General features: G+C 32.9%; 27 protein-coding genes. 4 read left to right on the top strand and 23 right to left on the bottom strand.

Annotated features, from left to right (window positions below; genetic code table 11):
* Positions 1 to 37: 37 nt before the first annotated feature.
* Positions 38 to 700, bottom strand: coding sequence for a DUF4159 domain-containing protein (locus ABRY23_10805; GenBank protein ID MFA3783541.1), 663 nt, complete (start codon positions 698 to 700; stop codon positions 38 to 40).
* Positions 701 to 868: 168 nt separating this feature from the next.
* Complete coding sequence (locus ABRY23_10800; protein ID MFA3783540.1) at positions 869 to 1,477, bottom strand: MarR family winged helix-turn-helix transcriptional regulator; 609 nt, start codon at positions 1,475 to 1,477, stop codon at positions 869 to 871.
* Between the two features lie 567 nt (positions 1,478 to 2,044).
* Between ABRY23_10800 and ABRY23_10795 the strand changes: the two genes are divergently transcribed.
* Complete coding sequence (locus tag ABRY23_10795) at positions 2,045 to 2,761, top strand: type 1 glutamine amidotransferase (protein MFA3783539.1); 717 nt, start codon at positions 2,045 to 2,047, stop codon at positions 2,759 to 2,761.
* Between the two features lie 54 nt (positions 2,762 to 2,815).
* Here the strand turns inward: ABRY23_10795 and ABRY23_10790 are convergent, their stop codons facing one another.
* The 3 genes from ABRY23_10790 to paaZ are packed head-to-tail and all read right to left on the bottom strand — an operon-like array spanning position 2,816 to position 6,920.
* Positions 2,816 to 4,039 (bottom strand): 4-hydroxy-3-methylbut-2-enyl diphosphate reductase, encoded by a 1,224-nt coding sequence (locus ABRY23_10790; protein MFA3783538.1) that lies wholly within the window; start codon positions 4,037 to 4,039, stop codon positions 2,816 to 2,818.
* 5 nt (positions 4,040 to 4,044) lie between these two features.
* Positions 4,045 to 4,890 (bottom strand): DUF2911 domain-containing protein, encoded by an 846-nt coding sequence (locus ABRY23_10785; protein ID MFA3783537.1) that lies wholly within the window; start codon positions 4,888 to 4,890, stop codon positions 4,045 to 4,047.
* Entirely contained in the window at positions 4,887 to 6,920 is a 2,034-nt protein-coding gene (paaZ, locus tag ABRY23_10780; protein ID MFA3783536.1) for a phenylacetic acid degradation bifunctional protein PaaZ, read from the bottom strand. Before paaZ ends, ABRY23_10785 begins: the two co-directional genes overlap by 4 nt.
* Before the next feature lie 231 nt (positions 6,921 to 7,151).
* Between paaZ and ABRY23_10775 the strand changes: the two genes are divergently transcribed.
* From ABRY23_10775 to ABRY23_10765, 3 genes are all read left to right on the top strand, one after another.
* Positions 7,152 to 8,144 (top strand): methyltransferase, encoded by a 993-nt coding sequence (locus tag ABRY23_10775; GenBank protein ID MFA3783535.1) that lies wholly within the window; start codon positions 7,152 to 7,154, stop codon positions 8,142 to 8,144.
* A gap of 41 nt (positions 8,145 to 8,185) precedes the next feature.
* Positions 8,186 to 9,259, top strand: a complete 1,074-nt coding sequence (locus ABRY23_10770) for a hypothetical protein (GenBank protein MFA3783534.1) — start codon at positions 8,186 to 8,188, stop codon at positions 9,257 to 9,259.
* 205 nt (positions 9,260 to 9,464) lie between these two features.
* Positions 9,465 to 10,679, top strand: coding sequence for a radical SAM protein (locus tag ABRY23_10765; protein ID MFA3783533.1), 1,215 nt, complete (start codon positions 9,465 to 9,467; stop codon positions 10,677 to 10,679).
* A 380-nt stretch (positions 10,680 to 11,059) separates the two neighbouring features.
* Here the strand turns inward: ABRY23_10765 and ABRY23_10760 are convergent, their stop codons facing one another.
* From ABRY23_10760 to ABRY23_10675, 18 genes are all read right to left on the bottom strand, one after another.
* A complete protein-coding gene (locus tag ABRY23_10760; protein ID MFA3783532.1) occupies positions 11,060 to 11,335 on the bottom strand; it encodes a YciI-like protein in 276 nt (91 codons plus the stop codon).
* A gap of 59 nt (positions 11,336 to 11,394) precedes the next feature.
* Complete coding sequence (locus ABRY23_10755; protein ID MFA3783531.1) at positions 11,395 to 11,790, bottom strand: M67 family metallopeptidase; 396 nt, start codon at positions 11,788 to 11,790, stop codon at positions 11,395 to 11,397.
* Positions 11,791 to 11,795: 5 nt separating this feature from the next.
* Positions 11,796 to 12,023: a sulfurtransferase TusA family protein gene (locus ABRY23_10750; protein ID MFA3783530.1), complete on the bottom strand. Its 228-nt coding sequence runs from the start codon at positions 12,021 to 12,023 to the stop codon at positions 11,796 to 11,798.
* Entirely contained in the window at positions 12,020 to 12,499 is a 480-nt protein-coding gene (locus tag ABRY23_10745; protein ID MFA3783529.1) for a DsrE/DsrF/DrsH-like family protein, read from the bottom strand. Before ABRY23_10745 ends, ABRY23_10750 begins: the two co-directional genes overlap by 4 nt.
* A 22-nt stretch (positions 12,500 to 12,521) precedes the next feature.
* Positions 12,522 to 13,325 (bottom strand): ThiF family adenylyltransferase, encoded by an 804-nt coding sequence (locus ABRY23_10740; protein ID MFA3783528.1) that lies wholly within the window; start codon positions 13,323 to 13,325, stop codon positions 12,522 to 12,524.
* Between the two features lie 14 nt (positions 13,326 to 13,339).
* A complete protein-coding gene (locus tag ABRY23_10735; GenBank protein ID MFA3783527.1) occupies positions 13,340 to 14,578 on the bottom strand; it encodes an O-acetylhomoserine aminocarboxypropyltransferase/cysteine synthase family protein in 1,239 nt (412 codons plus the stop codon).
* Entirely contained in the window at positions 14,568 to 14,786 is a 219-nt protein-coding gene (thiS, locus tag ABRY23_10730) for a sulfur carrier protein ThiS (GenBank protein ID MFA3783526.1), read from the bottom strand. The genes ABRY23_10735 and thiS overlap by 11 nt, the downstream gene beginning before the upstream one ends.
* Before the next feature lie 17 nt (positions 14,787 to 14,803).
* Positions 14,804 to 15,055, bottom strand: coding sequence for a sulfurtransferase TusA family protein (locus tag ABRY23_10725; protein MFA3783525.1), 252 nt, complete (start codon positions 15,053 to 15,055; stop codon positions 14,804 to 14,806).
* A complete protein-coding gene (locus ABRY23_10720; GenBank protein MFA3783524.1) occupies positions 15,045 to 17,258 on the bottom strand; it encodes a nitrite/sulfite reductase in 2,214 nt (737 codons plus the stop codon). The genes ABRY23_10725 and ABRY23_10720 overlap by 11 nt, the downstream gene beginning before the upstream one ends.
* A 23-nt stretch (positions 17,259 to 17,281) precedes the next feature.
* Positions 17,282 to 18,574: a uroporphyrinogen-III C-methyltransferase gene (cobA, locus tag ABRY23_10715; protein ID MFA3783523.1), complete on the bottom strand. Its 1,293-nt coding sequence runs from the start codon at positions 18,572 to 18,574 to the stop codon at positions 17,282 to 17,284.
* Positions 18,575 to 18,609: 35 nt separating this feature from the next.
* Complete coding sequence (locus ABRY23_10710; protein MFA3783522.1) at positions 18,610 to 19,968, bottom strand: sulfate adenylyltransferase subunit 1; 1,359 nt, start codon at positions 19,966 to 19,968, stop codon at positions 18,610 to 18,612.
* A gap of 73 nt (positions 19,969 to 20,041) precedes the next feature.
* On the bottom strand, positions 20,042 to 20,923 hold the full coding sequence (gene cysD, locus ABRY23_10705) for a sulfate adenylyltransferase subunit CysD (GenBank protein ID MFA3783521.1): 882 nt from the start codon (positions 20,921 to 20,923) through the stop codon (positions 20,042 to 20,044).
* 12 nt (positions 20,924 to 20,935) lie between these two features.
* Positions 20,936 to 21,643 carry a phosphoadenylyl-sulfate reductase gene (locus tag ABRY23_10700; GenBank protein ID MFA3783520.1) on the bottom strand — a complete coding sequence of 236 codons (708 nt, stop codon included), beginning with the start codon at positions 21,641 to 21,643 and terminating at the stop codon, positions 20,936 to 20,938.
* Positions 21,615 to 21,884 carry a DUF2061 domain-containing protein gene (locus tag ABRY23_10695; protein MFA3783519.1) on the bottom strand — a complete coding sequence of 90 codons (270 nt, stop codon included), beginning with the start codon at positions 21,882 to 21,884 and terminating at the stop codon, positions 21,615 to 21,617. The genes ABRY23_10700 and ABRY23_10695 overlap by 29 nt, the downstream gene beginning before the upstream one ends.
* 652 nt (positions 21,885 to 22,536) lie before the next feature.
* Positions 22,537 to 23,304: a creatininase family protein gene (locus ABRY23_10690; GenBank protein ID MFA3783518.1), complete on the bottom strand. Its 768-nt coding sequence runs from the start codon at positions 23,302 to 23,304 to the stop codon at positions 22,537 to 22,539.
* Between the two features lie 131 nt (positions 23,305 to 23,435).
* A complete protein-coding gene (locus tag ABRY23_10685; protein ID MFA3783517.1) occupies positions 23,436 to 23,975 on the bottom strand; it encodes a DUF4252 domain-containing protein in 540 nt (179 codons plus the stop codon).
* Positions 23,965 to 24,549, bottom strand: a complete 585-nt coding sequence (locus ABRY23_10680) for a hypothetical protein (GenBank protein ID MFA3783516.1) — start codon at positions 24,547 to 24,549, stop codon at positions 23,965 to 23,967. The genes ABRY23_10685 and ABRY23_10680 overlap by 11 nt, the downstream gene beginning before the upstream one ends.
* On the bottom strand, positions 24,533 to 25,063 hold the full coding sequence (locus tag ABRY23_10675; GenBank protein MFA3783515.1) for an RNA polymerase sigma factor: 531 nt from the start codon (positions 25,061 to 25,063) through the stop codon (positions 24,533 to 24,535). Before ABRY23_10675 ends, ABRY23_10680 begins: the two co-directional genes overlap by 17 nt.
* Between the last annotated feature and the right edge of the window lie 300 nt (positions 25,064 to 25,363).

The following is a 25,363-nucleotide window of genomic DNA, read 5'->3' as shown; positions in this document are numbered from 1 at the left end:
TGAAAATGCTGTTAAGAAAAGAACTAAAACAAAAAAGCTAATTAGATAAAACCCATACTACTAAATTAGTTCCAAACTTAAGCGCTTCCTCTCTTTTTTCTGGGGGGTCGTTGTGAACATCTGGATCGTCCCACCCGTCACTAGGATTACTTTCATAAGTGTAATAAAGAACTAATCTATTGTTGTAAAAAATACCAAAACCTTGAGCTGGTTTCCCATCGTGTTCATGAATTTTAGGTGGTCCATTGTTAAAATCGTATAAGCAGTGATAAAGACCATAACTGAAAGGGAGTTCAACTAATTCTTTGTCGGGGAATACTTTTTTTATCTCTCTTCTAAAAGCTTTATCGAGTCCGTAATCGTCATCTACGTATAAAAAACCCCCATTTTCTAAATAAGTGCGAAGCTTTTTTGCATCATTATCTGAAAAAGTAATATTTCCGTGACCAGTCATAAATAAAAAGGGATAAGCAAAAATATTTCCTGTGGAAAGATCGACAAATTTATACTCTGGGTAAGTTTTAATATTTGTATGTTGTGAAATGTATTTTAATAAATTTACTTCTTCAGTTTGACCGTTATACCAATCGCTTCCGCCGTTATATTTTAATCTTACAATTTGAAATGCATCTTTTGACTGAGAAAAAACAATTTCTCCAAAGAACAAAGCCAAAAGCAATATCTTATGAATGAATCTCATATTATTGTTTTATTTGCTTATGTTCAAATATATAATTTAATAAATCACATTGCATGGTCAAAAATTATATTATTCAAAGCAATTTGATTTGGAGTGCATTAGTTATAAGGGATGTAATTTCTTTGAAATTAGTTATTAATTATTATTGGTGATTTACTTGTGGTAATGCTACTTTGCAAATGAATGTTCTGGACAGTCGATACGAAGCTCAGAGTTTTTCAATTTTTTGTTAAGCAATTTGCAAAAATGCTCGCCGCTCTTTTCATCTTTGCTGTAATGAATACATGTTAAACACATTCTTTGAACTGTAATTACACCTGCCGCTGTTAAATTATAAATTATGTCAATTAAACTGAGGAGCAAATTTTCTTTATCGTTTGTGTTTAGTGAGCTAATTGATTTTTCCAGCTCATTTGCAAAATAACTTGCTTTGCTTACAGTTTTTTTACCTTCTGTAGTCAGCTCTATTGAGTGGCTGCGATAATCGTTTGGATTGATTTTCCTTTTAATAAGTGATTTTTCTTCTAATGATTTTACTGCATCGCTAATCGTTGCTTTGGTCATATTAAACTCTTTTGCAAGATAAGTGATATTACATTTTTCATTACTGTGTGTACAAATAAAGATTAAGATTTGCAGCTGAATTGGACTTAATCCCCACTTTTTACTTTCGTTCCAAAATAAAACTCGAAAAGCTTCGGATATTCTTTCTAATGAAGCTACTATTCGGCTATCAATACTTATGTTTTGTTGTTCAAGATGAAAAGGTGATTGCATTCATTTCCTCAATTTTATGATTAAAAAATAACCGAATCATTTTTATTCTGCCACTATCCTGCTTCATTAAAATAAGGATTTGGCTATTCAATGATATCACTCTATAATTTCAAAACTTAGCTAATCTGGGTTATTGTTTCATCCGTATAATTTTATGAACCACTGCTGTCCAAAATAATTTTGAAATCAAATCCCGAAGGGATGAATTACCAAATAAATTTAGAAAACTTCATGATTTTGGACTATTCTACCTGTCTTGTAAATCAATCCCTATCTCGTCCATACGGGACTTTTAACTTCAGTTTGATATTTATTTATTCTATAACATAATCCCTAAAGGGATTACATTGGTTTATGCATAATCAAAGCTTTATTGTCCCCTCAGGACAAAATATTTATAGGATAAAGAACAAAGAAATAGATTAAGTCCATTTAGGGACGAAATAAAAAATATATTGGACAGATATGTTATGAACGCTATTAAAAGCAAGTAATAATTATTTTATTTAATTCCTTTAAGAACATTTTGTATTTTATATTATTCAAAATTTGGCGATGGAAATAAACATGGAAAAAGAGATACTAATCATAAAAAACGAAAGCAGAGAGGGTCCGGGTTTAATTAAAGAAGTATTGGAAGAGCATCAAGCTCCTTACAAAATTATTGATTTGCAGCTCGGCGAGACACTTCCACCTTGTGAAGATTTTGGAGCCGTAGTTGTTCTTGGCGGGTCAGATAGTGCAAATGATGAAAGCGTGAAAATAAAAAGTGAGATTAATTACATACAGAAAATTCTGCAGGCACAAATTCCTTACCTCGGGATTTGTTTGGGACTTCAGCTTTTGGTTAAGTCAAGCGGCGGAAAAGTTGTTAAATGTCCATTTAAAGAAATAGGTTTTATAGATCCGAAAGGTCAAAATTTTTCTGTACAATTAACTGAGGAAGGCAGAAAAGACCAATTATTTAATAATCTTGAATACTCATTTAATGTATTTCACTTGCATGGTGAAACTGTTGAGTTGACCAAAGGTATGATACTTTTAGCCACTGGAAGTCTATGTCGAAATCAAATTGTAAAAATAGGTTCAAATGCTTATGGCATTCAGTGCCATTTTGAGCTTACAAATGAAATGTTCGAGAGATGGATCAAAGAAGACCCCGATCTTATTCAGTTAGATAGAAATCAACTTAGAGAAAGTTTTAGTAATATATATGACGAATATGTTCGAGTGGGGAGACAATTATTTGCCAATTTTTTAAAAATTGCTGACAACAAGCAATAATTGCTTAGTTCTAAATTGGTTTATAGGCTTACGTGGGCAAAATAGTACCGAATGTTAATTATTTATAGTTAATATTACATCTTCAAGACTTTTTGCATTTTCAAAGAAAGAGATAAGTTTCTTAATTACCTCGTCAACTATAGAATCTGGGCATGAAGCTCCGCTGGTTATGGCAATGTTAACTTTTTCTTTTTGATTAATAAAATTTTTTGTGATTATTTCTTTTTTGGCATGAATGTCGTAATGCCTGATGCTCTCATTAGATATTATTTTTTCTGAGTCTGATATGAAATAAGTCTTAAATTTTTGTTCTAATATTTCCACAAGATGAGTGGTATTAGAACTATTGTAACCACCTACTACTAAAGCAAAATCTGAGTTTGTTTCTAAAAGAGCAATAGTAGCTGATTGATTATCGTTTGTTGCATAGCAAAGAGTGTCGCGTGTATCTGCAAAATGCTCTTTTAATTTTTCCTTGCCAAATTTTTTAATCATAATATTTTTTAAATAATCGGCTATTGCTTGAGTTTCTGAAGCAAGCATTGTAGTTTGATTAACAACGCCTATCTTTTGCAAATCTTTTTTGACATCGAAATTTTCAGAATATTTTCCCGAAAAAAATTCATAAAGTTTTTGGCCAGGAATTTTCCCTAAAATAATATCTCCTAATATTTTGGCCTCTTCGAGGTTTCTAATGATTAATGAAGCTGATTTAAGAATGCTGTGGGAAAAAGTTGCTCGTGTTTCTTCATGCTTTAGTTTGCCGTGAATGATAATAGTGTAATTTTCTTGACCGAGTGTTTCTGCTCTGTTCCAGACCCGTTCAACAAATGGGCATGTAGTATTATATTTTATTGTGTCTATGCCCTTTTTTATGAGCATGTTTTCAATTTCAACTGTGGTTCCAAAGGCTGGTATTATTACTATGTCATCGGCATTAATTTCGTCCCAAGATATTAATTGATTGCCGTAAGTATCCATAACAAAAGTGATACCCCGCTTTTGCAAGTCATCATTAACGCTGGGATTATGAATCATTTCGCTTAGTAAGAAGATTCTTTTATTGGGATTTTCATCGATTATCTTGTAAGCAATTTCAATAGCGTTTTCAACGCCGTAGCAGAAACCGAAATGCCGAGCCACATAGATATTAAGAGGTCCAAAATCTAAAACTGTTGGCGAGAAATCTTTTTTTCGCGGGTCGCCAAGTTTACGGTGTTCTTTTATTTTAGAAATTATCGAACTTCTGTATTTAGAAGGAATATCAAATTTTTTCATGTTAACTATAGTTTACTTTTAATTTGGCTCTCAAGCAAGTCTACCCTTGTTACATAGGAATCGTAATCTTTGTCGTTGCTGCCTGCTTGTCTGCATTTGTCAATGGCTATTAATGCATCATTATAATTTTTCATGCTGAAAAGTACTTTTGCCTTTACGTAATAGACGAAAAAATTTTTATTAAGTTCAATTGCAGTATTAATCCACTGCAGGGCATCTTTAAGAAAGACTTTATTGTCTGCACAATATTCAGCTGCTTGAGCATAAGTGTGCCAATCAGTATTGGATTTTTTAATTGCGTCTTTAATTTTTTCATAAGCTTGAGACAGCACATCTACTTTTATTTTAATTGGGATATTTAATCTTTCCCAAAATAGATTAAGTACTGTGCTGCTATCGGTAAGTTCCGAAAAGGCAAACATCATTCTTTCGGTAAACGGATGTTCTAATGGCAATACTTTGAAGCGTAGAAAATCTTGTTTAGAATCGTAATTAAAAGCTCCCCATTGATTCCAAACCTTATTTAGAATAATTGTCCATTCTTTATCGGTTGGAATAGTAAATAAGCCATATTTACCTGCTGGGACTTTATTTCCTTCAACAACAACATCAGTGGTAAATTCAATTGTAGTTGCTTCGTTAGCACCAGTACGCCAAACTTTATTATATGGAACCAACTCGCCCCAAACTTTTCTTTCTTTTACGCCCGGTCTGCAGTAAGTAACTGTGATATTAGTGTAACCAACCGTTTGAGATACAGTAGCATTAGGACTTAATCTCGGCAGTTCTACTTGTGCAGTAATATTTGACAATGCAAATAATATGTTAATTATCAGAAGAAAGTTTTTCATGCGTTCACCTCTTTTCTTTTCACTAGAGTTAATATTGTGTAGGCAGCTACAATGTCATTGTTTTGGTTTTTTACTTCAACATGCCATTCCACTATACCTTGTGGTGGTTCATTTTCTTTTTTTTCTTTAGTTGTTTTCTTTTTGCAAGTTAAGGTTGCACTGATAGTATCGCCTGGATAAACAGGTTTTATAAATCGCAGTCCTTCTAATCCGTAGTTGGCTAATACAGGTCCAGGAAAAGGGTCGACAAAAAGTCCAGCAGCAGCAGAAAGAATAAAATATCCATGTGCAACTCTTTTTTCAAATATAGAATTTCTAGCAGCTAAATCATCTGTATGAGCATAAAAATGGTCGCCGCTAATTGCGGCAAAGTTAACAATATCTGTTTCAGTTATAGTACGCCTGTTTGTAAAATATGTTTCGCCAATTTGAATTTCCTCCCAGTACTTTTTAAATGGATGGATTTTATCAGTCAATTGCTCTCCGCCTTTTATCCATTGGTTACAAATATTAGTAAGTGTGTTTGGATGACCTTGCAGGGCTGTTCTTTGCATATATTTTAAAATACCTCTGATGCCCCCCATTTCTTCACCGCCACCTGCTCTGCCGGGACCACCGTGAACAAGATGCGGCAATGGTGAACCATGTCCAGTTGACTCTTTTGCACAATATCGATTGAGAATCATCACCCTCCCATGATAAGCTCCAATTCCCAAAACAATTTTTTTAGCAAATTCGTCGTCTGTAGTGAATAAAGATGCTACTAAGCTTCCATTTGCTTTATTAGCAATTTGTATTGCTTCGTCAATATTTTTATAAGGCATTACGGTATTTACAGGGCCAAATGCCTCAACTTCATGTGGTTCAGCTGAAATTAATGGTGTGTTGCATTGAAGAAGTACCGGTTCAAAGAAGGCGCTTGTGCCATTTCTTGAATCATTATCCCCAAATACAATTTCAGAAGTTTTGCTAAGAACAGAAACTTTTTCTTTTACCTCTAAACATTGCTCAACTCCTATTAATGAACCCATTTTAATGTCTTTTTCTGTTGGATTACCAACTTTCACTTTAGATAATTTTTCTTTTAGAGCATTCACCACATTATGCATTTGATTTAATGGTACAATTGTTCTGCGTATTGCAGTACATTTTTGTCCAGCTTTAACGGTCATTTCATTTACAACTTCTTTTATGAATAAGTTAAACTCTTCCATTTCTGGTGTAACGTCTAATCCAAGAATTGAACAGTTCAATGAATCAGCTTCCATATTAAAACGGACAGAATTTTCAATAATCTTCGGATGTGCTTTTAATTTTCTTCCAGTTTCAGCAGAGCCCGTAAAAGTTACAACATCTTGCCCTGTTAAGTGGTCGAATAAATCACCCACATCACCACAAATTAGCTGTAAAGCCCCTTCAGGCAGAAGGTTGGATTCTATAATTGCTTTTACAACAGCTTGAGTTAAATACGCTGAAATGGATGCAGGTTTCACAATTGCAGGCATTCCAGCAAGGAAAGTTGGCGCTAGTTTTTCTAACATTCCCCAGCATGGGAAATTGAAAGCATTGATGTGAACTGCACATCCCTGAAGTGGTACACATATATGTTGACCAACAAAAGTTCCTGATTTTGATAAAATTTCAGTTTGCCCTTCTACCCAAATAGTTTCGTCTGGAAGTTCTCTTTTCCCTTTACTTGCGTATGTAAAAAAAGTGGCAATGCCCCCCTCAATATCAATCCAAGAATCTGCTTTGGTTGCGCCAGTCATATATGATAATGGATAAAACTCATCTTTTCGCTGCATTAAGTATTGAGCTATAGATTTCAAGATTCTTGCACGTTCGTGGAAAGTCATATTTCGCAATTGCTTGCTGCCAATTTCTCTCGCATATTCAAGCATGCCTTTAAAATCTATTCCGTAAGATGATATCTCTCCAATTTCTTCACCAGTCACAGGGTTATATATTTTCTTAAAATTCCCCTTACCCTCTACCCACTCCCCCTTTACAAAGGATTTTATTCTGTTCATTTTTTTACCTTTCTTAAATACTGCTTTTGAAAAATAATCATATACGATATCTTATTCCATAGCAGTAATAAATCATATTTTTTGTAGTAGGTTGTAACTATAATTTTATAGTTCAAAAAAATAACTCTCCATTAGGAAATTCTTATTCTTTAATATTATTATAAAAGATTTTTCTTAAAACACTTTCCTTTTTTTATTTTTAATTTGGGAGAAAAAATAAAAAGACACTAAATGAGAGAAATTAACTCACCAGAACAAATAAGAGAAATCGCGTATGCGTTTCAAGAAAGTAGAATTTTGTTGACCGCTGTTGAGCTAAAAATTTTTACTTACTTAGATGGACATATGAAAACATCCGAAGAGATTTCAGAAAGTATTTTAACTGATAAAAGAGCTACTAATAGACTAATGAACGCATTATGTGGAATGGGATTGCTTAGAAAAGTAAAAGGTAAATTTTATAATTCAGAAGTAGCTTCTAAATACTTGGTAGAGAGCAAACCTGAGTTTATGGCTGGGCTATTTCATACTAACCATTTATGGGATAATTGGAGTTATCTAACGGAATCTGTAAAAAAGGGAAATTCGGCAGTGAGTGATCAGAGTAGTAATAATAAAGGCAAAGATTGGACTGAATCTTTTATTGCAGCGATGCACTACAGGGCTGTGAAACAATCTAAACTCTTGGCCATGATGATAAATCTTAAAAATGTTAATAAAGTCTTAGATGTTGGGGGAGGATCCGGTGCGTTTTCAATGGGATTAATAAACAGTAAACCAGAAATACATGCAACCATCTTCGATTTACCAAATGTTATTCGCTTAACAAAAAAATATGTAGAACAAGCTGATTTGTCAGATAAATTTAGTTTTGTAGAAGGCAACTACTTGATTGATGAATTTAACGGTAAATACGACTTAATTTTACTTTCTGCAGTTATACACATAAATAGTTACACTGAAAATAAAAATCTTATTAACAAATGTGCTGAGGCTCTTAATCCAAATGGAATGATAGTTATTAATGATTTTATTATGAATGAAGACAGAACTAAACCATATCACAGTGCGGTGTTTGCGTTAAATATGCTTGTAAGTACAAAACATGGCGATACTTACACCGAAACAGAAATTCGAGAATGGTTTACTGCTGCAAAAATAGAAAAAGTAGAACTGAAGCCAACAAGTTTTGGTACCAGCTTGATGATTGGTTATAAAAAATAATTTTACGATTTAATTTGATTAACTTCAGCATTATTATAGTAATGAAATATAAATCAACTAAAACGAATATAGTAATTATAAGTCTGCTACTTCTTTTTTTTATTGCTTCATGCGCCAAACATACAACAGAGGAAGTAAAAAAAGACTATATAATAAAAATAGTTGCTCGGGATGATCATCCATTGAGTATCGACCTATCACAAAATCCTTACAAAGAATTAATTCTACTTCTTAACAGTGAAGCCCAGCCAAATGAAATAAAAAAATATTTACATCTGAATGATTCTCAGTATGATTTGCTTTTGAATGATCTTTATTCTCAAGGTTTAGTTAAAAGGAACAATGAAGGTAAATTTTTTCCTTCGTTTATGGTAATAAATGATGAAAATGCTGAGAAGCTTTCTAAGATGTCAGAAGAGATTGGCTTTTTTGTGGCAGAAATTATTAAGTCAAAAATTGCTCAAATAAAAAACGAGTATGAAAAAATAGAATCTCTGCGGTATGTTCCTTTTGATTCACTCTCTTTCTTTATTTTAAGTGATGTAGCATTAAACAAATGGCAAATAACAAATATAGAAGTTGAATTTTTCAAATCGCCGCCACCTAAAAGAGGTAATGAATTCTACTATTTGTCAATGCAAAGGTCCAATAATAATTCTGAAATAGAACCTTTTGGAAATTATTATGATTATGCTAAAAGTCTGCCTTTGTTTACTTTGCATGTTTATACAAACAAAAGAAGATTGAGGAACAGTATTTTTTATAATTCAACTAAAGATTTGGAAAATATAACTTATAGTCTGAAATTTTCTGACTATAAGTTAAATGACTTATACATACCTGTTATAAATCAAGATGATTTAACGAAACTCAAGAATATAGCCGATATTGTTTCTAAAGACTTGTTAGCCTTGCTTGAAAATAATAGAAATTTATTACTCGAAAATTATTTAAATTCTACTTATAAAAACTGCTGCTCATTTAGGGAATATATATTGTGGCTTTATCAGTTTATAATTAGAGATGCCACAAATAAGCTTATAGCTGAAAATATAATTCTTTTACCAAAAAATGATTTTCAACAATACATTATAATGAACAAACCAATTGATTAACGAGTGAACTTTTATTTAAAATATTTTTAAATCTTTGTTAAAGCTAATCGAAGAGTTTATTTGAAGAAAACTTTTTTATACATTTAGTCCTAAAATTCGTCCTTATTTTATTTTTGCAACTACTCCGCAGAATAGCGGTTAATATAAATTATTTTTTTTAGGGTATGCTAACAACCAACATTTATAAATAAAATGAGGATGAATTATGCAAACCAATGGAGTTCTTAACCATCGTGAGCTTTATAGGCTGCCTTGGACATTACCCGATAACGCAATTTCTTGGCTTGAGCCGACCGCAATGTGTAACCTTGCATGTGATGGATGCTACCGTAATAATGAAAAAAATTCACACAAGTCCTTAGAGGAAGTAAAACATGAACTGGATGTATTTCAACGGAATAGAAATTCTGATTGTATTTCTATTGCAGGTGGTGACCCATTATTGTATCCCAATATAGTTGAACTGGTAGCAGAAATTAAAAGGCGGGGACTTAAACCAATAATAAATACTAATGGCAAGGCATTAAATAGAGAATTTCTTAAAGAATTAAAAAAAGCCGGTGTTTATGGATTTACATTTCATATAGATAGCAAACAAGGCAGAGGCGGTGAATGGAGAAACAAAAACGAATTGGAACTAAACGACCTGCGTTATTATTATGCGCGGATGCTTGCCGATGAAGGAAATATTGCTTGTTCATTTAATTCTACAGTTTATGAAGATACCTTACAATACGTACCTGGAATGGTAGAATGGGCACAAAACAATATAGATATTGTTCACACAATGGTCTTTATTGCATTTAGACATGTGGTACCTGATATGCCATTTGATTGGTTTGCGGGCGGTAAAAAAATTGATTGGCAATCAATTATGTATCATTCAGATGAAAAACGCAGAATAGATATTCTTTCAACGGATTTGGTAAGTAAAATTAGAGAAAAATTTCCCGATTTCTCACCTGCTGCTTATCTAAATGGGACCGAAAAAGTCGATTCGTTCAAATGGTTGTTAACTGAACGAGTAGGTGTGCCAGGTAAAATATATGGTTATTTGGGTCCAAAGTTTTTGGAACTGGTAATGGCATGGCATCATTTTTTTAAAGGAACTTATTTATCATACGCATCTCCTAAAACTGCTGGTATGGGTCGATCGGCTATGCTGTTTTTATGGCCGTTTGATAAGGGACTGAGAAAAGCTGCAAAGAATATGCTGAAGAACCCATTTAGAATCTTTAAAAGAGCTTACATGCAGTCCATTATGATGATTCAGCCAGTTGATTTTATGCCGGATGGCAGACAGAGCATGTGCGACGGATGCCCCGATATTACTGTCTGGAACGATGAATTGGTTTGGTCATGTCGACTTGAGGAACAAAAGCAATTTGGTACCTTTTTGAGGTCTGTTAAGAAAAACTAATGATTAGTAAAAGTCGGTAATAAAAAACTTAACTTTGATTTCAATTGCACGTTCTGTGAAAATTTAGTATTGGCAGTGCGTGTTGCATTTTTGGTGCTACTAAGCAAATTATAGAAATTACTTTCATTGCGACCCTGCCAACAGCGGGGCCGTAATGACAATAGAAAGAGGTTGTTTCTGCTGACAATGTACGTCAGGATTGGTAATAATTGCTAAAATGATTTTCGCTGTATTAATTATAATAATTCGACCCACGAATGGGTGAATGTCCATAACAAATAAAACGAAGCTTTTTTGATGGTCAGCGATGGCTATTTTAAAGCTGTAAAAAGACTTTTTACTAAAGAAAGATGTTCTTTTTCTTAAGTTTAAGCTAAAATTTATCCACCAATTACAACTGTCCATTCTCTTACTTTCCATTCAGCTATTATGCCATTTAATACATAAGGATCATTTTTAGCAAATTCTTCTGCTACTTGAGGACTGTCAGCTTTAAAAACAAGTACGGCGCTATCAGATGGATTAGCTAATGCACCTGCTAAAAGCAGCTCACCGCGCTTATAATATGAGTTTGCATAAGCTAAATGCTCTTCTCTAAACTGTTTTCGTTTCTCTAAGTAATTTTCAACTGTTTTGTAAAAAAGTATATAGTACATTTTGTTTAAAATGTTTTTTGATTAAAACAAAAATAAAAACTTACGTATACTATTTCTTATTATAGAACAACAATTTCTATTTTTTCTACATTCTTATCTTTATCAACAATGAAACAATTAATTTTATCATCAACAACAGAATAAATTAAGTATTTCATTGAAGTATCGTTTGCTAAACGAATATCTTCATTAGACATTCTAGCAGGTGAGTTGGGATGTGAGTGGTAAACTGCTAAAAGTTTTTCACCCTTTTCACGCGCATACTTTAAAGCTTTAAACTGCTCTTTAGGATCAAATGTAAAATGTTCGTTAGATTTGTCGATATTGGTCATGTAAATAATATCTGTAACTGTATCACCATTTCCTATAAGATATCCGCAAGCCTCTATAGGAAAATCTTTTTTACCGTGTTCGACAATCTTATTTATTATTTTTTTAGGAATTTTGATCGTCATTATTTTTACCCTTTTTCGATAACAACTAAGTGAATATCATCGTGTAAATTTTTTATCTCGATTACTTTATTACCTTGTTCAGTAACAGTCTTAGGAACATTTTCGAGTGGTTCACCTTCCTTTAAAATTACTTCAAGAATATCGCCCTTACTAAGTTTTTCCAGTTCGAGTTTAGTTTTAACAAAAGTCATTGGGCAATGTTCTTTTGTTATATCAAGCTTTACAGTTTTCATATAAATAACACCTCCCCATTTTCTGCAAGATTTAAAAATTTTGCAACGCCAAGTATTTCTTTTACTTGAGGTATAAAATCATCTTTTTTAAGACCAAGTATGTTGATTGACATTTCGCAGGCGTAAAAATTTACATTAAGAAGAATAGATGCGTCAATTAATTCTTTCAAAGTTGCTACGTTTCTTTTCTTCATAAGATTTGTCATAAGTTTTGGACTAGCACCAGCGAAGTTCAAGCGACTTAATGGCAGATTCTTTAAGCCGCCCATCAAGAAATTAAAAACTTTAGCAAGAAATCCTTCACCGATTGCATTTCTAGTTTTGTATTTTTTTATGACGTTTAATCCCCAGAAAGTAAAGAACAAATTAACCTCATAATTAACAGCAGCTGCACCCGAAGCTATAGTAAAGGCTGCTATAGCTTTATCAAAATCACCGCTAAATAAAACTATTGATATCTTCTTTTTATTTTCCATTGCAATTACTCCTTTATTGTATTTAAGTTTTTAGGTCACAAACAGGCTGTTCATGATCTTGTAATTCTTTTATAGATGGATTATTCCCGCACACGGCACAGTTAGGATTCTTTCTCAATTTAATTTCCCTAAATTTTGTTGAGAGTGCATTGAAGGTTAACAGTCTATTTGTTAACAGTTCTCCTTTGTTAAGAATGAATTTTAATGCTTCTACTGCCTGAATTGAGCCTATGACACCAGCAACAGCGCCTAAAATACCAGCTTCGCTGCATGTTGGAACAGCACCTTTCGGTGGGGGCTCCTTAAAAATGCATCTGTAGCACATGTTGCCAGGTGTGTAAGTAAAAGTTTGTCCATCGAATCTTAGGATTCCAGCGTGAGAGTATGGTTTTCTTAGCATTACGCAAGCATCGTTAATTAGAAACTTAGTAGGAAAATTGTCGGTGCCGTCGATTATAAAATCGTATTGATTAATAATCTCTGCAATGTTGTTAGATGTTAATCTTGTATTGTATGCGACAACTTTTACATCCGGGTTTATTTGTTCTATTTTGTTTTTAGCCGACTCAACTTTTGGTAGGTCAAGGTCAGGTGTAAAGTGAATTATTTGTCGTTGTAAATTACTTAAATCTACTACGTCACTATCTACAACGCCTAAAGTTCCAATACCCGCAGCAGCAAGGTAAGCTAAAACAGGAGAGCCTAAACCGCCTGCACCAATAACAAGAATTTTTGATTCTAATAATTTTTTTTGTCCCTCCCCACCGACTTCTTTTAATATAATATGTCTGCTGTACCTATAAATTTGTTCTTCTGAAAAATTCATGTTGTTTCTCCTCATTAAATTTTTTCCAAGGATTGACTAAAATCTTCAATTATATCATTGATGCTTTCAAGTCCAACCGAAACTCTAATCATGTTATCACTAACTCCTGCTGATTTTTTTTCTTCTTGTGTGCAATTAATATAAATAGTTGAGTCCGGATGAATAACAAGTGTACGTGTATCGCCAAGATTTGCTAAATTTTTTACTAATTTTAAGTTGTTAATAAAGTTAAAGCATGCTTGTTTAGACTCGAGAGAAAAAGTTAACAAGCCGCTGAATTTATTATTAAACTGTTCTTTTCCCACAAGATGAAATTTGTTGCCTTTAAGTCCAGGATAATTAACATCCACAACTTTTTTATGATTCTTAAGATATTCTGATAATGCGAGAGCATTGCTGCAATGTTTTTCCATTCTTAAGTGTAATGTTTCAAGTCCAAGTAAATGCAGAAAAACATTAAAAGGCGAAGGCGAAAATCCAATGTTTTGATATATTTTTGACCGAACGACAGATAAGAAAGCAAGATTTCCCGTTTTTTTGCTCTGCTCTTTAATTTTGTTTACGGAAGAATCTTTCCAGTTGTAATTGCCCGTATCTATTAATACTCCGCCAATTGCAGTACCATTACCGGTTATGTATTTGGTTGCTGAATGAACAATAATATCAGCACCGAAATATTTCGAACACCACAGGTATGGTGTTGTTAAGGTATTATCAACAACAACAGGAATGTTGTGTTCTTTTGCAACATTTGAAATCAGTTTCAGGTTGGGGATTTCTAATTTTGGATTGCTAATCGATTCAAGAAAAATTAATCTAGTTTTGTTGTTTATCAACTTTTTAAGTGAATCGATGTTGTTAAGATCAACATAATTAATCTTAACTCCGTATTTACTTACCACCTCGTTAAAGAATAAATAAGTGCCACCAAAGAGAGATTCAGAAGAAATTATTTCGTCTCCTTGTTCTGTTAAAGCGAAAATAACCGACGCAATGGCTGCCATTCCAGAAGCAGTAGCAATTGCACCAATTCCCTCTTCGAGAGAATTTATTCTCAGTTCAAAAGCTGTTATAGTAGGATTCGAAATTCTCGTGTATACATAGCCAAATCGTTTGCCTTCGAACACCTCTTGAAGTTCTTCTGCTGTATTAAAAGAGAATGCAGCAGTTTGATAAAGAGGAACAGATGTGGCAGAGCCAAATTTATTTTCTTGATTTAAGCCGATGTGTATTGCTTTTGTTTCAAAGTCCAATTTTCCCTCCACCCATGAAATACAAAAATTCAATTACATCTGAATCTTTCACTTCAATTTTTTCATAAGAGCTGCTGTCAATTATTTCGCCGTTTAATTCCACCGATACCATTTCCGGCATAGCAACATTTTTTAATTTCAGCAGTTCTGATACCGTTATTTTTTCTTTGTTAATTGTTTCAGTGTTTCCGTTAATTGTTAGTTTCATTTTACCTTTCTCCTTATCTATTTTTCTTTTCTAACGAGTATTTTCCAATTATTGGTGTTAATTTTTTCTTCAAGCAAAATTGAATGCCCGTCTTGTTTAAGTGAACGCGGCACATTTCTAATAGGAGCACCATCATCAAGTATTACTTCTAAAATCTTGCCTGTCTGCATTGTCTCCAATTTAAGTTTTGCTTTAACGTAATTAAACGGGCATGAAACACCTTTCAAATCTAATATCTCATCAGAAATAAGAATGTTTTCAGAACTCATTTTTCTCTCCGTTATTTTTTATACATTCCATTATTTTTAAGCTTGGCTGCAGTCTTAAATATGATTTATCGCAATCGTATACAAATTCTTTTGTGTAATTATACAACTGCAAAATTGTTTCCTGTTCTTCTTTATTGTATTTCCACTTCAAAAAATTTTCTTTGATATTCGACCAATCATTGCACAGCCATCTTTTAGGATTTATTCTTTTTACAAATTCATTAAGTATTTCACTTTCTTCTTGTGGTTCTACGCCTTCAAGGTAAACGAACATTTTAGCACATTTTAATATCGAATCCAGGCATTTTTCTTTCACAAGGTTCCAATTTTCAGATTTCAAGTCATCTTCGGCTTCATAAATATTCCGTATTGAATCGAACAGATTAATTGCCATAAGATCCAATAAACTTCCAGCACACTCGCCTCTGCTTTCGGCTTCCATTTTGAATTCTTCATCTAAGCCCGGTTCTTTATAAAATTGCGGGTCTTCAACTTCTATCTTCGAATATTTAGCAAGTATTCTTCTAAATGGGTCGATTCCGACTCTATCAACAAATTCAAAAAACTGTTCGTTGTCGTTTTTATTTTTCACCCAATATTCTTTTACTTCTCTTATGAATAAATGGGCATTAGCTGCTGGAATTTTTCCGATTACACGACCAATTCTATCCTTTTGATAAAAAACATTTCCGCCTATCAATACAACGTAATGAGGAGATAATTTGCCATCGACTTTAAGTGAAGCGCCGAACAAACCAATATCACCAATATGATGTTGACCGCAAGAATTTGGGCAGCCGGAAATATGCAGTCGAATGCCAGAAAGATCGTCAATATTTTTTCCGATATATTCTGCTAAATTATATGGATGAGTAACTGCCAAACGGCATGAATATGCACCTGGACAGGAAACTATATCCCGTGTAGATTCATTTGATCTGCTATAAAAATCATTTTGTACAAGAAAATTGTAAGCGTCGTAAATAAATTTATTTTCTATCCAAGGAACAAGTATATTTTGAGTTGGAGTTATAATTGCGTAACCAGCCCCATATTTATCTGAAAATTCAGCAACTGCTCTTAATTTTTCCGGTTCTAAATTCCCAAGTATTGGTTTAATCATTATTGCTAGATAGCCCGACTGTTTTTGTTCTATTATGTCTTGCTTGAATAAATTCCAGAGTTCTTTTTTAAGTTCTGATAATGAGTAATAAACTGGTTGTTTTAATTTTTTAGAATTTGCCGGTCCATCTGTTCTTCCATTTTTTGTTGGAGCGGGCAGTGGAAATTCTTGAATGTATTTTTCAAGCTCATCTTTGATTTTTCTGTGCTGTTTCAAAAAATTAAATTCATTGAAGACGAGTTCCTTAAATTTATTAAATCCAATCCTTGCGATTAAAAATTTCATTCTTGCTTTGTTTCTATTTTTTCTTTCTTCTGTTCCATATTTATGAAATATTCGTAGAGCGGCTTCAACAAATAAATAGAATTCTTCAACCGGTATAAAGTCTGTAATTAATTTTGAAGTAATAGGCACTGCGCCTAATCCGCCGCCTGCATAAACTTTAAAGCCACGAATTTCTTTTCCGTTAAAATGAACTTGGGGTATGCAGCCAATATCATGAATTCTCGAATAAGCATTATCAGCTTCACTTTCGGAGAAAGAGATTTTAAATTTTCTCGGTAATGTAGATGAAAGAGGATGCCTTAAAAAATATCTTGTACAAAAAATTGCATAGGGTAAGACGTCAAATTTTTCGTCTTTACTTATACCCGAAAGGTAAGATGCAGTAATATTTCTAACGCTGTTGCCGCATGCTTCTTTTGTAGTAATACCGACATCGGCCAGCATTCTTAAAACAGTAGGAATGTTTTCCAGGTCAATATAATGCAGCTGAATATCTTGTCGAGTAGTAAGATGAGCATGACCCGAAGCGGCGTATAACTCTGTGATAGTTGCAATTTTTCTTAATTGTTCTGAAAGAATAAATCCACCTGGTATTTTAATTCTTTGCATGTGTGTTCCTTCGGTATGATGACGGACGCCGTAAGTACCGAAAGTTAAACGATAGCTTTTGAATCTTTCGGGATGAATTTCGCCAGTTTTCAGTTTATTGATAATTTCCTCATATTCATCAATTTCGCGGTAAACGTTGTAACTTTTGTTAATGTCTATCTGCTGCCATATTTTTAATTGTTCCATCGCTTGTCCCTTTATTTTGTTTCTTAGCTATTTAATTCTTCAAAAATTTTATAATATCGGAAATGAGGAAGTATATTTGAAAAATTAACGACATTGCCAAATACAAGAACTGCAGGTGGTTCTGCATTATTTGACAGCTCAACCAAATTTTTAAGCGAGCCAGTAAGTACTTTTTGATTATTTCTTCCCGCGTTCGAAATAACTGCTGTTGGCAAATACTCATCTACACCATTTTTATTTGCATGATTGATGATATTTTCAGCTTGAGTTAATCCCATTAAAACAATTGTAGTATGATTTTTTCTTTTTAATAAATCAATCCATGAAGAATCAAAAACGCCACCTTTCAAATGAGCAGTAACAATTGAAACCGATGAGGAAATTTCTCGTGCAGTAATAGGAATACCTGCACTTAAAGGTGCGGCAGTAACGGAAGGAACACCGGGAATTATTTCCACTTCAATATTATGATTTATTAAAAAGACAGCCTCTTCTGAGCCACGCCCAAACAAAAAAGGATCGCCGTTTTTAAGTCTGCCCACTCTCATTCCCCTTTGTGCATAATTTAAAAGCAATTTATTTATTTCATCCTGCGTCATTGCATATCTACCTTTGCATTTGCCGACATATATTTTTTCTACATGCTTTGGGATTATGCCCAAAATATCTTCTGTGATAAGATGATCGTACAAAACCAAATCCAAATCATTTTGAAGAAGATTGTAAGCTCTTAGAGTTAACATATCTATCCCGCCTATTCCACAGCCAATTAGATATACTTTACCGAATAATTTTAAAGTCTCTTTTTTTGTTTCATCAGGATTAATAATGCCAGCAGTTCGCTCTAAAAATTTTTTTTCTGCTAATTCACCTAATTGAGTCGGCAGATAATTTTTAATTTTATCGCGAACTATTTGAGTAATTGTTGGGCTGGCGCCATTACTCGATACAGCAACTTTAAGATTTTTATAAATTAGTAAGGAAGAAAAATAAAAATCACATTCTTCGGGAACGTCAACAGTGTTAACTAGAATAAATCTTTCTCTTTTAATTTCTTTAATAATAGCCTTTACTTCATTATTACCTGAAGCGTTAATGATAATGTTATAATTTTCAGCATCTTTTTTCTCAAACTTTTTAATAGAGTAATTGAAGTGATAATTAATAAGCTCAGCACAAATTTTTTCTGTAATTACAAAAAACTCTATATCGTTTTCCAACAACACTTTAATTTTTTGTAGAGCTACTTTACCCCCTCCTATCAATAGTATCTTAGGATTTTTCAGAAGCACTGGTAGTGAATTTATTTTATGCATATTGTTTCTTTCAAATATTGCTTATAAATATTAAGTCATATTCCTCGAATTGGTTTTAATTCCCAATGAGGAAAATGTTTTTTAATTAGATTATATAACTCATTTTCAAAATCAGAAAAGTTAGGCACATACCCTTCTGTTTTTTGCTGCAGGGACTCGGTAATAATTCCACCCCCAGCAATATCATAATCATCCACAATTACAAAACGGCTTGTATCTTTTATTTGATTAATTAAATCAAAACTAATGGGATTCCTAGTTTCGATTATCAACTGAGCTACTTCGTGCTTGTGTACTTCGGTTCTGCCGTTTATTATTTGTAATGATGAGGCATCAAGTACAGTTTCCAATTTCTCTATTCTCATTTCTACTTTATTTGTACCTATTTTTAGTTTGTATATTTTATTAGTGGTCAAATTTTTTTTGCCCATCCAGAACACATTGGCTTTAAATCTGTTTGAGGTATAAGGAAGTGTTTCTTCTGCCTTACAAATTAATTCAGACGGCTTAACATAGATTTGTGTATTTAGAGTTAGACCAATTGCTTGACCAGCTGTAGCTTTGGAGATAGAGTGTTTTCCGAACATCTCAATAGTTTTAACAGTAGATTTTTTTCCACTTGGAAGAAAGATTATTTCATCTCCAATTTCTATAGTTCCCGAGTTAATTGTACCGGCAATAATTCTTCTGTTGTCGTTATTAGCAGTAAATTTATAAACGCCTTGAACAAACATTCTAAAGTTGTTTTCGCTTTCTTCCTTTTCTTTTTCGAAATTATCTATGAGTTCTATTACCGTTGGTCCGTCGTACCAATTTGTTAAATAAGAATGTTCGATTAGATTAATACCTTCTCTTGCTGAGATTGGCACATAAGCCAATGGTGAAATGCAAATACTTTCGAGAAATTCTGAGTATTCGTAAGTAAGCTGGTCAAATTTTGATTTGCTGTAATTGACGAGGTCCATCTTATTAATTGCCACAACGACTTGACGAATTCCAAGAAGAGAAAGCATGAAGGCGTGCCTCTTTGTGTTTTCTGCAATACCTTCGTTTGCATCGATTAAAAGAATTGCTGCCTCAGCACGTGCAGCACCAGAGACCATGTTTTTTAAAAATTCAATATGGCCTGGTGCATCAATAATTATATACTCCCTTTTTTTTGTCTTAAAAAATACTCTGGCTGTATCTATAGTTATACCTTGCGCTTGTTCATCCACTAAAGCGTCAAGTAAAAATGCATATTCGAATGGTTTAGAGTTTAATTCACACTTTCTTTTTGTTTGTTCAAGCTTACCGTTGGGTAAAGAATTGGTATCGGCAAGTAATCTGCCAATTAGAGTACTTTTACCGTGGTCTACGTGACCGACAATAACAATGTTCATCCTTTCTGTCATGAATAACCCCTTTTAATTTTTTACTTGCTTATACTCTTGCTCTTTAAAATTTGAGAGCAAGAGTAAGAGTGTATTACATATATCCTTCTTTTCTTAGTTCTTCAAGAGTTCCTCCGCCGTCTTTATCTTGCTCGCGTCCCGACCTTTCAGCTACATTCGCAAATTTTCCAGTTCTTAGCTCTTCAATAATTTCTTTTACATTTTTGGCATCTGAATCAACTGGTTTAGTACATGGATAGCAGCCTAAGGATCTGTACCTTTTACCAGAACCATTGTTAAAGTAGAGAGAGACGACAGGAATATTTTCTCTATCGATATATTCCCAAATATTTAGTTCTGTCCAATCTAGAAGAGGATGAATTCTAACATGAGTGTTTGGTGCAAATTCAGTTTTAAATTGATTCCAAAATTCTGGCGGCTGGTCGCTTATATCCCAATCGCTGTTTTTATCGCGCGGTGAAAAATATCTTTCTTTAGACCTGCTGCCCTCTTCATCTGCTCTTACACCAACAATTACGCCTGTATAAGCCTCTTTATTATCATCTTCAATAAAAGAAGCAGTATCGTGATTTAACTTCAGTCTTTGCCAGTTTCCAGACAAAGTATTTTTTAATGCTTCCGATTTAAGCAATTTACAGCATGTTAATCTGTCAACTGTTCCATGCGGAAATGTTTTTTTGTTTTTTAATGCTTCAGTGTTTTGACCTACAATTAAATTTAACTTTAGCTGAAGAGCTAATTGGTTTCTGTATTCTATCATTTCAGGGATTTTAAATGAAGTATCAATATGGATTAAAGGAAAAGGAACATGACCAAAAAAAGCTTTACGTGCAAGATGCAGCAAAACAGTGCTATCCTTCCCGATAGACCATAACATTGCCAAGCTTTTGAACTCCCTGTAAGCTTCGCGTAGAATATATATGCTTTGTGCTTCTAATTTTTCTAAGTAATCCATTTATTTTCTCTTTTATTTAGTAAAGTGTAATCCACATTCTTTGGTTTCTGGGTTTTCCCACCACCACCTGCCAGCTCTAACGTCTTCCCCAGGTTTTGTTGGTCTTGTGCATGGTTCACATCCAATACTTGTGTAATTTTTTTTGTAAAGAGTGTTATATGGCACATTGTTTTTCTTGATGTAATCCCATACTTCCTGTTCAGTCCATTTAAATAACGGATTAACTTTAATTATTTGATTCGCTTCGTCATATTCAACTACGTTAATGTTTTGTCTTGTTATCGATTGCTCTCTTCTTAAACCTGTAATCCATACCTCAGAGCCGACGAGAGCTCTTTTTAATGGTTCTAATTTTCTTACATAACAACACCTTTTTCTGTCCTCAATGCTGTTGTAAAAAAGATTTACTCCTTTTTGTTTAACCATCTCTTCTATCAGACAGTGGTTAGGGAAAAAAACTTCTATATCGATGCCGTAATGTTCCATAGTTTTTTCAATAATTTTATAAGTTTCTTCTGGAAGTCTTCCTGTATCGAGTGTAAATATTTTGGGTATTTGTGGAAGTTTAGAAAGCAAATCAGTAATCACTTGATCTTCAATACTAAAGCTTGTTGAGAATACAGTTTTTCCCTTATACTTTTCGACAAAATAATTCAGCACAAACTCTGGTTCTTTATTTTCAAGCAAAAGGTTAAGCTCGTTGATTATATTCGTACTCATATTCTTCCTCGTTTAAGAAAGGCTTTTCTTTAATAACATTTTTTCTTCCTAGGTTAATTTTATTCCATGCTCTTTCGTGAAGGAAATAAAGAAACATTTTAGTAAAGACTTCAACAAAGCCAATTGACAGAGATATCTTAAGACTTCCTGTTACGAAATAGGAAATTATCATTGTATCAAGTGTACCGGTAATTCTCCACGATATTGATTTTAATAAGCTTCTATATGTTTTTTCATACATATATTTCTCACGGTTTTTCAGATTGATTGTTAATTTTTCCCTTTAGGGGATTAACTTAAGTTAGTGTTTATGTTAGAATCTAATAAAAGAAGGTTAACAACAACACATACAGTTGTTGCACATACAGGTATGCATTTGAGAATTGAGCGGTTGAGCGTAAAAGCTAAAGTGGGTCACTTGCACCACATTTCTTTTTTGTAACTTTTTTTTGTGATTTATTTTATTGTAAAACATCTGTATTTCCTTTCTTATTTCCTAAAATAAAAAAGCCCTTCAGTAACGAAGGGCTTTTCAAGTTAATTTATAAAATTTATGTAACTCACCCTTCGCCACTCAAGGCTGTTTTCATCATACACATACAGGTGATATTTGTTTTTTGATTTTTCATTTGTAGTAAAAATTTATGTGCGAATCTAAATTATTTGCGATATCATGTCAAGTTATTTTTTGTGTCTTAATGCTGAAAAAATAAATTTTGTTAAAAAATTTTTCATTTAGGTTGACCTTTTTCATCAAAATTGTATAGATATGCAGTAAATCGATTGTTGTAAAAAAAATACGGTCGTTTTTATACAATGAATGTAAAATGCTTCTGGGGAGCTTAAAGTCTTAACGTCATTTAGAAATTAAGTTTCAGTTTGTTTGTATAAATTTATTCATAGATATTGTTTTTGTCACAATTTGAAAACTCAATTAAAAATTCGGAGATAAGGTTTGTTAAGTCTTCAAGATATTTTTTTCCTTTTTCAGCAGCAGCGTTTTTAGGGTTGCCTACACCCGTATCTTCACTAATTAAACTCCACTTGCGTTCAGTCCAAGCCCAGCCATCACGCATACCTTTTATTTTAAATTTTCTTTCTTTACCATCGCCCCAATATTCGAAAGGCGCAACTAACTCGGGTGCTATTGCTAACATATTGCTTGTTTCCATTTCGTCCGCATGGTCTCCTGGCACTGAGAAATATTTTTTATCATCTAATACTCTAAACCAATTAAGTTCTGTAATTAGCATTTGAGGATATTGCAGCTGAAGTTCACGGATAAATTGCCTGAAGTTGTTTCCACCGTGCCCATTAAGAACTACAAGTTTGAAAATTTCCTGTCTGTTTAGCGAGTCAATAACGTCTCTTAATACAGCATACTGAGTATTTGGGTTCATGTTAATACAAAGCTTTATATCAATTTGTCCAGTGTTAACTCCAAATGGGATACCGGGTAAAACAACAACCTTTGCGCCCTTTTCCCAAGCTTTACGTGCAGATTCAATAGAAATGTATTGTGCTTCAATATTGTCAGTTGAGTAAGGTAAATGATAATTATGTGCCTCTGTTGCACCCCAAGGTAATATAGCTAATGTATAATTTGTTTCTTTTACTGTCTTCCAATTTGTTTCTGCAAGTACATATGGCCTAGTTGACATGTCAAAACCTCTATAATGTGATTTTTTTACCAAACAAATTTAACCCAAATTTATTATTCTAAAAACAACTAATAATAAATTTTGGGAATTGTTGAAGCATGACGGTAAGTACATTAAGCTTATCATTCTTCTCATTTATGTTTTAAAGAGTCTATAGATGGTATATTAAATTGCTCTGAAAGTTTCCCCACAGTTGTAAGGTCAATTTTACCCACTATATTAACAAAAGAAACTTTATTGTTGTCTATTGAAGTTATTACTAAGCCTGAGTACCCTTTGTTTGCATCAGGTTTTACGTAAATATTTACAATGTTTTTTCCGGATTTTGTTTTAACTATCCGCTCCCAATTTTTATTTAACAGTTCTTTATCAATTGTGTTTATTTTGTTTGATAGAGCTTCTTTGCTCAAAGATTTCAGCTCATACTCGCTAACTCTAATTAATTTTATAGAACCGATTAGTTCAGAGAAGTTTGAATCTTTATTATTAACCATATTCGACATCATTTTTAAGAGTGGCTCTTCAATGTTGATTTCAGTTATTGGCTCAATTTTTTCTCCGAATGGCAAATTACCAAATTCAAAATAGCCAGGCTCTTTGGTGTAATCTGTCTTTTGGGCAAAGGTTAACGTTACAAATGATAAGATGATTAAAATAAGTTTACTTTTCATGTTGACCTCTTTTATTTTTTTCTTGTTTGGGTACAATTTCGTAAACTGTTTCCATGCTTTGATGCATAGGCTTGGTAATCTTATTTTTTAAAATGTTTTCATTTATTGTCATTTGTGTTTTCTGGAGAATGTCGCTTATCAAAGAAAATGCATATTTAATTTGCTTATCAGCGAGTTCTATTTGCTGCTTAGAGAAAGATTGGGTTGTAACCGACTTATTAGTAATGATTGTATAAAAAATCGAAGCAATTATTACAACTACAAATAAGAGCGACAATACTGGTTGTTTGAAGATTATGTAAAGGAAATCGTAAGAAAGTATTTTTACTTTTTTTGAGTGGTTAACTTTACTCAAAGTGCTTAGCAGTAGTATCTCCGGAATTTCATCTTGCTTAATGGATTTCACTTTTTTTGCGGTTAGTCTATATTCACAATATATTTTTTTGACATGGTTATTAGTCAACGATAAAAAAAGAACTTTCATTAGAATAAATATTGAAACATCTCGATATGCTGTTCCAATAATTTCGTCAATTAGCTTTTCGTCAAGTATGTTGTTAGTCTTTAGGTTCATAGCACTTCAGTTCCTCTTGTAATTTTCTACGTGCCCTAAGAAGATATACCCTCACACTATTTATTGGGATATCTAAGATTTTTGAAATCTCTTTGTATTTTAATCCATTTATCTCATAAAGAACAAATATACTTTTAAGCTGTTCCGGCAGTCTTATAATTGCCTCCTTAATTTTTTCTTTTGCTAACTTATAATGCGCAGCCGTTAAAGGATTATCTTCAGTTTTATTGCTTGATATTAATTGCTCGCTCAATTGTTCAACGTCCCAGTTTCTTTTAGTTTCGACGTTGCGCTTTCGTAAGTAATCAATACAAAGATTATGAGTTGTTTTCATTATCCACGATGCCGCTGCAGTCATATTAAATTTACCTAAGTTAAGCCACATTTTAATTAATACTTCTTGAGTAACATCTTCAGCGTCCATTTTGTCTTTTAACATGTACAATGAGTAAGAATAAATTCTATTCTTATATTGCTGAAGTAGTAATTGATATCTTATTGACTTAAGTATCATTTTTTATACATTAAAGACGAAACAATAGATTAAAAAGTTACATTAAAAGCTAACTTAAATTTGGCCCTCAAATCCGTTTTAGAGATTTTCATAATATTTAGTAGGAAAAAAATATTTTGTCACTTTTGTACTTTTCAAATGGTTTTGGTTCATCATTATCTATAAAGATTTCGAAATCCCGTATGGATTTAATAACTATATAGAGCAAATTCAAACCCTTTAAAGAGAATAACAATTAGTTTTTTCCTTTGAGAATTTTTTCACCCGATTGGTGAAAATTTGCTCCTCAATAAATAACCT

It is taken from the genome of Melioribacteraceae bacterium 4301-Me (assembly GCA_041538185.1).
In the GTDB taxonomy this organism is placed as follows: domain Bacteria; phylum Bacteroidota; class Ignavibacteria; order Ignavibacteriales; family Melioribacteraceae; genus Pyranulibacter; species Pyranulibacter aquaticus.
The sequence above is the reverse complement of the archived record's forward strand: the minus strand, read 5'-3'. Positions and strand labels throughout refer to the sequence as shown.